At 68.5% G+C, this 7905-nt stretch carries 10 protein-coding genes; 8 read left to right on the top strand and 2 right to left on the bottom strand.

Annotation, left to right across the window (positions count from 1 at the left end; all coding sequences use genetic code 11):
- Positions 1-135: 135 nt before the first annotated feature.
- Complete coding sequence (locus tag VF522_RS21285) at positions 136-1944, bottom strand: sensor domain-containing diguanylate cyclase (protein WP_330910321.1); 1809 nt, start codon at positions 1942-1944, stop codon at positions 136-138.
- A gap of 31 nt (positions 1945-1975) precedes the next feature.
- Here VF522_RS21285 and ychF point away from each other — a divergent pair, with 31 nt between their 5' ends.
- From ychF to VF522_RS21265, 4 genes are all read left to right on the top strand, one after another.
- Positions 1976-3070, top strand: coding sequence for a redox-regulated ATPase YchF (gene ychF / locus VF522_RS21280; protein ID WP_330910320.1), 1095 nt, complete (start codon positions 1976-1978; stop codon positions 3068-3070).
- 126 nt (positions 3071-3196) lie between these two features.
- Positions 3197-3595, top strand: a complete 399-nt coding sequence (locus VF522_RS21275) for a hypothetical protein (RefSeq protein ID WP_330910319.1) — start codon at positions 3197-3199, stop codon at positions 3593-3595.
- Positions 3592-4044 carry a DUF2846 domain-containing protein gene (locus tag VF522_RS21270; RefSeq protein WP_330910318.1) on the top strand — a complete coding sequence of 151 codons (453 nt, stop codon included), beginning with the start codon at positions 3592-3594 and terminating at the stop codon, positions 4042-4044. The genes VF522_RS21275 and VF522_RS21270 overlap by 4 nt, the downstream gene beginning before the upstream one ends.
- Before the next feature lie 92 nt (positions 4045-4136).
- Complete coding sequence (locus VF522_RS21265; protein ID WP_330910317.1) at positions 4137-4325, top strand: hypothetical protein; 189 nt, start codon at positions 4137-4139, stop codon at positions 4323-4325.
- Here the strand turns inward: VF522_RS21265 and VF522_RS21260 are convergent.
- Positions 4280-4750: a YqaA family protein gene (locus tag VF522_RS21260; RefSeq protein WP_330910316.1), complete on the bottom strand. Its 471-nt coding sequence runs from the start codon at positions 4748-4750 to the stop codon at positions 4280-4282. The genes VF522_RS21265 and VF522_RS21260 overlap by 46 nt on opposite strands.
- 130 nt (positions 4751-4880) lie before the next feature.
- Between VF522_RS21260 and dusB the strand changes: the two genes are divergently transcribed.
- The 4 genes from dusB to VF522_RS21240 form a co-directional block, all read left to right on the top strand.
- On the top strand, positions 4881-5924 hold the full coding sequence (gene dusB, locus VF522_RS21255; protein WP_330910315.1) for a tRNA dihydrouridine synthase DusB: 1044 nt from the start codon (positions 4881-4883) through the stop codon (positions 5922-5924).
- Complete coding sequence (locus VF522_RS21250; protein WP_330910314.1) at positions 5921-6157, top strand: Fis family transcriptional regulator; 237 nt, start codon at positions 5921-5923, stop codon at positions 6155-6157. The genes dusB and VF522_RS21250 overlap by 4 nt, the downstream gene beginning before the upstream one ends.
- Positions 6154-7716 (top strand): bifunctional phosphoribosylaminoimidazolecarboxamide formyltransferase/IMP cyclohydrolase, encoded by a 1563-nt coding sequence (gene purH, locus VF522_RS21245; RefSeq protein ID WP_330910313.1) that lies wholly within the window; start codon positions 6154-6156, stop codon positions 7714-7716. The genes VF522_RS21250 and purH overlap by 4 nt, the downstream gene beginning before the upstream one ends.
- A gap of 30 nt (positions 7717-7746) precedes the next feature.
- On the top strand, positions 7747-7905 hold a 159-nt coding region (locus VF522_RS21240; protein ID WP_330910322.1), incomplete at its 3' end, for a Rid family hydrolase.

The raw sequence follows: 7905 nt of genomic DNA, 5'->3' as shown, positions 1-7905 counted from the left end.
GAATTCCAAGCGAATGGACACGGTATCTCTCTCCTGCCACGGCATGAGAACCCTCCGAAGTGTTATCCACACCCCGAAAGCGTTACCTATGTCCTCGCACGGGTGTTACCCATGTCCCCAGTCCAAACACCCACCCTACGGCTGACGGAGCGGCGCCAGGTTCGGGGACGGCGGCTCGGCGTCGGCATCCGGCGCGAACATCGACTCCGGTTCCGAGCTGGGCGGCGTCCCGGCATCGACGAAGCGGATCGGCCGGCGGGTGCGGGCCGACATGCGCGCCAGCTTGTCGTCCAGGGCCTGCTGGATCTCCTCGGCTTCCATCGGCCGCTCGTCCAGCATCAGCGCGGCCACGTGGAACTGCAGGGTCACGTCGGGCTTCAGGCCGGGCAGGGGCATCAGGCCGGCGGCGATCAGGCGCGAGGCGCGCTCGGTCACCGAGGAGCGCGAGGACGCGCCTTCGAGGATCACGCCGAAGCGGGCCTCGCCGACGCGGCTGACGGTGTCGACGTCGCGCAGCAGGCGGCGCAACTTGATCACGCTGCGCAGCAGGCTCTGCTCCGCGACCGCCGTGCCGAACACCTGGTGGATGCGGCCGTGGTTGACCAGGTCGATGACCATCACCGCGGCCTGCTCGCCGCCGCGGCGGTAGCGCCCCACCACCTGCCGCAGCCGGTCGTGGAACAGGTGCGGCGCCAGCAGGCCGGTGAGCGCGTCGTGCGTGGACAGGGCCTGCTCGCGGATCTCGGCGCTGTGGCGGTCGCGCGAGCGGATGAACAGCGCCACCAGCAGCAGCGGCACTTCGAGCGTCATCGCCGCGACCACCGCGTACTGGCCGCCGACGGAGAGCGGCACCACGCCGAACACGCGCAGCACGCTCAGCCCCACCGCGATGCACATGGGCAGGTAGGCCGCCACCACCCACTTCGCGACCGGGTCGCCGCGCCTCCAGCAGACGATGCCGACCAGCAGCGCCACGAGGGTGCCGGCCACGATGCAGGCGCTGACCACCACCGCGGTGATGGCCTTGGGCAGGACGGCGGTGGCCGGCGCGGCGACGAAGGCCGCGACCGCCAGCCAGAAGATGAGGCGGTCCAGGCGCGGGAAGGGCCGGCGCAGCGCGAAGATGTTGCGCATGAACAGCATGGCGGCGGCCGCCGCCGCGCAGGCCAGCACCGGCATCGCACTGTCGCCCGGGACGCCGAGGCCGGACCACAGCAGGTGCGCGGCGACACCGGTGTACGCCGACACGGCCAGCCCCGTGAGCGCCGCGTAGCCCGCGTACCAGCCGAACATCGCATCGCGATAGGCGATGCCGCGGGCGAGGCAGCCGGCGATCAGCAGCAGCAGCGCCCCGAAAGCCGTGCCGAGCGCGAGGTACTCCATCTGCTGGTGGCGGCTGTGGACGGCGGTGGTGTCCAGCACCATCGGGAAATTCGTCGCGGTCGCGTGGCGGATCCGCACGTAGATGTCGCGCACCTGGCCGGGTTCGATCTCGATGCGGAAGAACGGATAGCGCCCCGCTTCCTCCCAGGTTTCGACCGGCAGGGTGTCGCCGGCGGTCTCCCCGCGCCAGCCGCCCTCGTCGATCTGGTAGACGGTGACCCGGTCCAGCACCGGCATCGGGAATTCCAGCACCCAGTCCTGCCGTTCCGGCGCGCCGCGCTGCAGCCGCAGGTGCAGCCATAGCGCGCCGTGCGCGCCGAGCCGGTAGGTGGTGTCGGCCGGCGCGGCCTCGAAGGCCACGCCATGGGCGCCGCGGCTCACTTCCCCGACCGTCGCGTCGCCGCTCGCATCGACCCAGGCCCGCACCGGTCCGCTCAACTCGATCCGGCCTGGCTGGTCGTGCAGCGCGATGGGCGCCTGCGCCCGCGCGGCGGACGCGGCGAAGCAGGCCAGGAGCAGCAGCGCAAGTCCCGCGAACAGCCGGGCCATGCGCGATGGCATACACTTTCCGGCTTCGTTAACGGGTACTGACATGAGTTTGAAGTGCGGGATCGTGGGCTTGCCGAACGTGGGCAAATCCACCTTGTTCAACGCCTTGACCAAGGCGGGAATCGCCGCCGAGAACTATCCGTTCTGCACGATCGAGCCGAACGTCGGCATCGTCGAACTGCCGGATCCCCGGCTCTCCGCCCTGGCCGGCATCGTCCAGCCCGAGCGCATCGTGCCAGCCATCGTCGAGTTTGTCGATATCGCCGGCCTGGTGGCCGGCGCGAGCAAGGGCGAGGGCCTGGGCAACCAGTTCCTGGCCCACATCCGCGAGACCGACGCGATCGTCAACGTGGTGCGCTGCTTCGAGGATCCCAACGTGATCCACGTGGCCGGACGGGTGGACCCGGTGTCCGACATCGAGGTGATCCAGACCGAGCTGTGCCTGGCCGACCTGGGCACGGTGGACAAGCAGATCTCGCGTTACTCCAAGGCCGCCAAGTCGGGCAACGACAAGGAAGCGGCCAAGATGATGCAGGTGCTGCCCAAGGTGCAGCAGGCGCTGAACGAAGGCAAGCCGGTGCGCACGGTGCCGCTGACCGACGACGAAAAGGCGCTGCTGAAGCAGCTGTTCCTGATCACCGCCAAGCCGGCGATGTTCGTGGGCAACGTCGACGAGGGCGGCTTCGAGAACAACCCGCACCTGGACAAGCTGAAGGCCTATGCCGCGACGCAGAACGCGCCGGTGGTGGTGATCTGCGCCAAGATCGAATCCGAGATCGCCGACATGGGCGACGAGGACAAGGCGATGTTCCTGGCCGAGATCGGCCAGGACGAGCCGGGCCTGAACCGCCTGATCCGCGCGGCCTTCACGCTGCTGGGCCTGCAGACCTACTTCACCGCCGGCGTGAAGGAAGTGCGCGCCTGGACCGTCCCGGTCGGTGCCACCGCGCCGCAGGCCGCGGGCGTGATCCACACCGACTTCGAACGCGGCTTCATCCGCGCGCAGACCATCGGCTTCGACGACTTCATCGCCTTCAAGGGCGAGCAGGGCGCGAAGGACGCGGGGAAGATGCGCAGCGAAGGCAAGGAATACGTCGTCAAGGATGGCGACGTGATGAACTTCCTGTTCAACGTGTGACCTTGTTGGCGGACGGCGACGTCCGTCCGCTTTGCGCGTGACCCCTCCGGGTTGCTGCTGCTAGATTCCGCCCGGCCTGCACGACAGGCCAATGGACAAGAGCAGAAGCAACGAGGGGGGAAATCCATGCTGCGACGCCAATTGCGCGCGGCCGCCGCGATCGCCATGGGTGCGATCCTCGCGGGCTGCGCCGCTGAAGTGCCGGTGACGCCGGCCACGCTGGCGCGCCTGGAGCGGCCCGCTCCGGACATCACGATCGCATCGCCGGTGCGTGTCGACCTGCCCACCGGGCGGACGCGAGCCCTCCCGCAAGACAGTCTCTGGCGCGCCGTCGGCACCCTGCCGCAAGGCACGGTGTACCGCCCGGTGGAGAGCGTGTTCACCATCGTCGGCCGCAACGTGCACGAAGCCTACCTGGTCGTGAAGGGCTCCACCCTGCACGGCTTCTACCTGCCCGGGGAGGTCCACTACTCCCCGCTGCCCGCGCCGCTTTCCCTACCACTCGCCAAAGGAGCGAACCCATGAGACGGAGTGTCCTGAAGATCGTCGCCGCCGGTGCCGTGCTGCTGGTGGCCGGCTGTGCCGCCACCGGTGCCAGGCACGAGGAGATGGCGGGCAGCATCCCCAGCCTGAAGGCGGGCGAAGGCCGCATCTACTTCTACCGCCAGTCCACCATGGTCGGCGCTGCGCTGGCGCCGGACGTGAAGCTGAACAAGGACCTGGTCGGCGAGGCCAGGACCGGCGGCTTCTTCTACGTGGACCGCCCGGCCGGCAACTACGTGGCCAGCAGCGCGGGCGAAACGGAGAAGACGGTGTCCTTCAGCCTGGCGCCCGGCGAAACGAAATACGTGCGCATGTACATGAACATGGGCTTGATCCAGGGACGCCTGAACCTGGAAGTCGTGCCGCCGACCCAGGGCAGGGCGGAGATCGGCTCCCTGGCCTACGTCGGCAAGCCGATCGCCGCCAAGTGAAGCACCGTGCATCGCGCCTGCCTGGCGCGGTGCACAGTTCACTGCAATCGCGGGTAGCGGGGCCGACCATGGCGTCCATTCCAGGAGCCGCCATGTCCAGATTGCACCGCTTCGCCATCCGCCTGCGCCAGGAGGCGCTGCGCTGGTACGAGATCCTGCTGTGCGCGATGCTGCTCGCGCTTGCCTGGGCCATCGCCTCGCCGCTGGCGGCGTCGGGCGAGGAGGAAGCCGCCGTTCAGTGCGGGAACACCCAGAGCAGCAGCGGCGTGTACACGAGGTAGCGCAGGAACTTGCCGATCAGCATGTACAGGCTGCACGGCCAGAACGGCATGCGCAGCCAGCCGGCCACCGCACAGAGCGGATCGCCGACGACCGGCAGCCAGGCGAGCAGGCAGGCCTTCGGCCCGAGCCTCTGCAGGAAGTCGAGCGCTTTCAGGTGCGAGCGCGAATGGCTGTACTTGTCCGCCACCTCGTGCGCGCCGTACCCCAGCCACCAGTCCACCATGCCGCCGAGGGTGTTGCCCACCGTCGCCACGAAGATGGCGCTCCAGAACAGTTCGGGATTGAGGCGCAGCAGTCCGTAGAGCGCCGGCTCGGAGCCGAGCGGCACCAACGTCGCCGAGATGAACGACACCACGAAGAGGGTGGCGAGCCCGAAGCGGGGCAGGGCGAGCAGGAGGAGCAGGGACTCGAACCACGCATGCATGCGGGCGGATCATAGGCGAGCCAGCTCGGCAGCCCTGTAGGGCGCTGCCCTGTTTCGCTTTTCAAGCTCTGAAATCCCGCGGGCCTACAATCGTGCCTCTTTTTTCGGCACCCCTCCCGCGTCCTCCCCCATGCACATCGGCCCGTACACCCTGGCGAACAACGTGTTCGTCGCGCCGATGGCCGGCGTGACGGACCGGCCGTTCCGCCAGCTGTGCCGCCAGTTCGGCGCGGGTTACGCGGTGAGCGAGATGGTGACGTCGCGCAAGGAGCTGTGGAACAGCCTGAAGACCTCGCGCCGCGCCAATCACGAGGGCGAGCCCGGCCCGGTGGCCGTGCAGATCGCCGGCACCGACGCGCAGACGATGGCCGAGGCGGCCGTCTACAACATCGAGCGCGGCGCGCAGATCATCGACATCAACATGGGCTGCCCGGCCAAGAAGGTCTGCAACAAGTGGGCCGGCTCGGCGCTGATGCAGGACGAGCCGCTGGCCGTGGCCATCGCCCGGGCCGTGGTGCAGGCGTGCGCGCCGCACGGCGTGCCGGTCACGCTGAAGATGCGCACCGGCTGGTCGCGGGACCACCGCAACGCGGTGGTGCTCGCGCGCGCCTTCGAGGACAGCGGCGTGCAAATGCTGACGGTGCACGGCCGCACGCGCGAGCAGGGCTATGGTGGCCAGGCCGAATACGAGACCATCGCCGCCGTGAAATCGGCGGTGCGCATCCCGGTCGTGGCCAACGGCGACATCACCTCGCCGCAGAAGGCGCGCGAAGTGTTCGCGGCCACCGGCGCCGACGCCGTGATGGTCGGCCGCGCCGCGCAGGGGCGGCCGTGGATCTTTCGCGAGATCGTGCATTTCCTGGCGACGGGCACGCAGCTCGCGCCGCCGCTGGTGGCGGAAGTGCGGCGCGCCCTGGTGGCGCACCTGCAGGACCACTACGGCCTGTATGGAGAATTCACCGGCGTGCGCAGCGCGCGCAAGCACATCGGGTGGTACGTGCGATCGCTTCCGGAGGGGGAAGCGTTCCGCGCGGAGATGAACGCCATCGAGGACAGCGGCGAGCAGCTGTCCGCGGTCGAGCGCTTTTTCGAAGCGCTCGGCGCGCGCATGGACCGCATGCCGGCTCCGTGCGAAGAGCCGATGACACGAGAATTTGCCGAGAACGACGCATGAGCAAAAAACATATCGAGGAGTGCGTCCGCTCGAGCCTGGAGAGCTATTTTCGCGATCTGAAGGGCACCGAGCCGGACGGGATGTACGAGATGCTGGTGAAGGTGGTGGAAAAGCCGCTGCTGGAAGTGGTGATGGCCAAGGCCGACAACAACCAGTCGCGCGCGGCCGAGTGGCTGGGCTTGAACCGCAACACCCTGCGCAAGAAACTGATCGAACACAAGCTGCTGAAATGAACGCACTCCTATCCGTCTCGGACAAGACCGGGATCGTCGAACTCGCCCAGGCCCTGCACGCGCAGGGCGTGCGCCTGATCTCCACCGGCGGCACCGCCAGGCTGCTGGCCGACCAGGGCCTGCCCGTGACCGAAGTGGCCGAAGTCACCGGCTTCCCCGAGATGCTGGACGGCCGCGTGAAGACGCTGCATCCGAAGGTGCACGGCGGCCTGCTGGCGCGGCGCGACCTGCCCGAGCACATGGCGGCGCTGCACCGCCACGCGATCAGCACGATCGACATCCTGGTGGTGAACCTCTATCCCTTCGAGCAGACGGTCGCCAGGCCCGGCTGCTCGCTGGAAGACGCGATCGAGAACATCGACATCGGCGGGCCGGCCATGGTGCGCAGCGGCGCCAAGAACTGGAAGGACGTCGCCGTGCTCACCGACGCGGCGCAGTATCCGCTGGTGATCGAGGAGCTGAAGGCGTCCGGCCAGGTGTCGCAGAAGACCAGGTTCGCGCTGGCCGTGGCGGCGTTCAACCGCATCAGCAACTACGACGCCGCGATCAGCGACTACCTGTCGTCGCTGCAGGAAGATGGCTCCCGCTCGCAGTTCCCGGCCCAGGCCAACGGCCGCTTCGTGAAGATCCAGGACCTGCGCTACGGCGAGAACCCGCACCAGGAGGCCGCCTTCTACCGCGACCTGCATCCGGCGCCCGGTTCGCTGGCCGTCGCGCAGCAGCTGCAGGGCAAGGAACTCTCGTACAACAACATCGCCGACGCCGATGCGGCATGGGAGTGCGTGAAGAGCTTCGCCACGCCGGCGTGCGTGATCGTCAAGCACGCCAATCCCTGCGGCGTGGCGGTCGGCAAGGACCCGCTGGAGGCCTACGGCAAGGCCTTCCAGACCGATCCGACTTCCGCCTTCGGCGGCATCATCGCCTTCAACCGCGCCCTCGACGGCGCCGGCGCGCAGGCGGTGGCCAAGCAGTTCGTCGAGGTGCTGATGGCGCCCGACTTCACGGCGGAGGCGCTGCAGGTGTTCGCCGGCAAGGCCAACGTGCGGCTGCTGAAGATCGCGCTGCCGCCGGGCGGCGAGCGCGCCTGGGACAAGGGCCAGAACCTGATGGACATCAAGCGCGTCGGCTCCGGCCTGCTGATGCAGACGGCCGACAACCGCGAGCTGACGCTGGGCGAGCTGAAGGTCGTGACGAAGAAGCAGCCGACGCAGCCGGAACTGCAGGACCTGCTGTTCGCGTGGAAGGTCGCGAAGTACGTCAAGTCGAACGCCATCGTGTTCTGCAAGGACGGCATGACCATGGGCGTCGGCGCCGGCCAGATGAGCCGCCTCGACTCGGCGCACATCGCGGTCCGCAAGGCGGGCGACCGGGTCAAGGGCGCGGTGGTGGCGAGCGACGCCTTCTTCCCGTTCCCGGACGCCCTGGAGACCTGCCTGGACGCCGGCGCGGCCGCCGTGATCCAGCCGGGCGGCTCGATCCGCGACGAAGACGTGATCGCCGTCGCGCGCAAGCGCAACATCCCGATGGTGCTCACCGGGATGCGTCACTTCAAGCATTAGAGTCCGATCCGCATCGGGGAGAACCAGTCCATGGCCCGTCAGAACATTTCGACCGGATCCAAGTGGGAGCCGATCATCGGCTACTCGCGCGCGGTGAAGGTCGGCAAGGTGATCGCCGTCTCCGGCACGACCGCGACGGACGAGAACGGCAAGATCGTCGGCCCGGGCGACCCGTACAAGCAGACGATC

This window comes from Ramlibacter sp. (assembly GCF_036383835.1).
Lineage (GTDB): Bacteria > Pseudomonadota > Gammaproteobacteria > Burkholderiales > Burkholderiaceae_C > Ramlibacter.
The sequence above is the reverse complement of the archived record's forward strand: the minus strand, read 5'-3'. Positions and strand labels throughout refer to the sequence as shown.

Excerpts from the sequence above, each read along its gene's own strand:
- VF522_RS21285 (WP_330910321.1), bottom strand. The coding sequence starts at position 1,944 with ATGCCATCGCGCATGGCCCGGCTGTTCGCGGGACTTGCGCTGCTGCTC.
- ychF (WP_330910320.1), top strand. The coding sequence starts at position 1,976 with ATGAGTTTGAAGTGCGGGATCGTGGGCTTGCCGAACGTGGGCAAATCC.
- VF522_RS21275 (WP_330910319.1), top strand. The coding sequence starts at position 3,197 with ATGCTGCGACGCCAATTGCGCGCGGCCGCCGCGATCGCCATGGGTGCG.
- VF522_RS21270 (WP_330910318.1), top strand. The coding sequence starts at position 3,592 with ATGAGACGGAGTGTCCTGAAGATCGTCGCCGCCGGTGCCGTGCTGCTG.
- VF522_RS21265 (WP_330910317.1), top strand. The coding sequence starts at position 4,137 with ATGTCCAGATTGCACCGCTTCGCCATCCGCCTGCGCCAGGAGGCGCTG.
- VF522_RS21260 (WP_330910316.1), bottom strand. The coding sequence starts at position 4,750 with ATGCATGCGTGGTTCGAGTCCCTGCTCCTCCTGCTCGCCCTGCCCCGC.
- dusB (WP_330910315.1), top strand. The coding sequence starts at position 4,881 with ATGCACATCGGCCCGTACACCCTGGCGAACAACGTGTTCGTCGCGCCG.
- VF522_RS21250 (WP_330910314.1), top strand. The coding sequence starts at position 5,921 with ATGAGCAAAAAACATATCGAGGAGTGCGTCCGCTCGAGCCTGGAGAGC.
- purH (WP_330910313.1), top strand. The coding sequence starts at position 6,154 with ATGAACGCACTCCTATCCGTCTCGGACAAGACCGGGATCGTCGAACTC.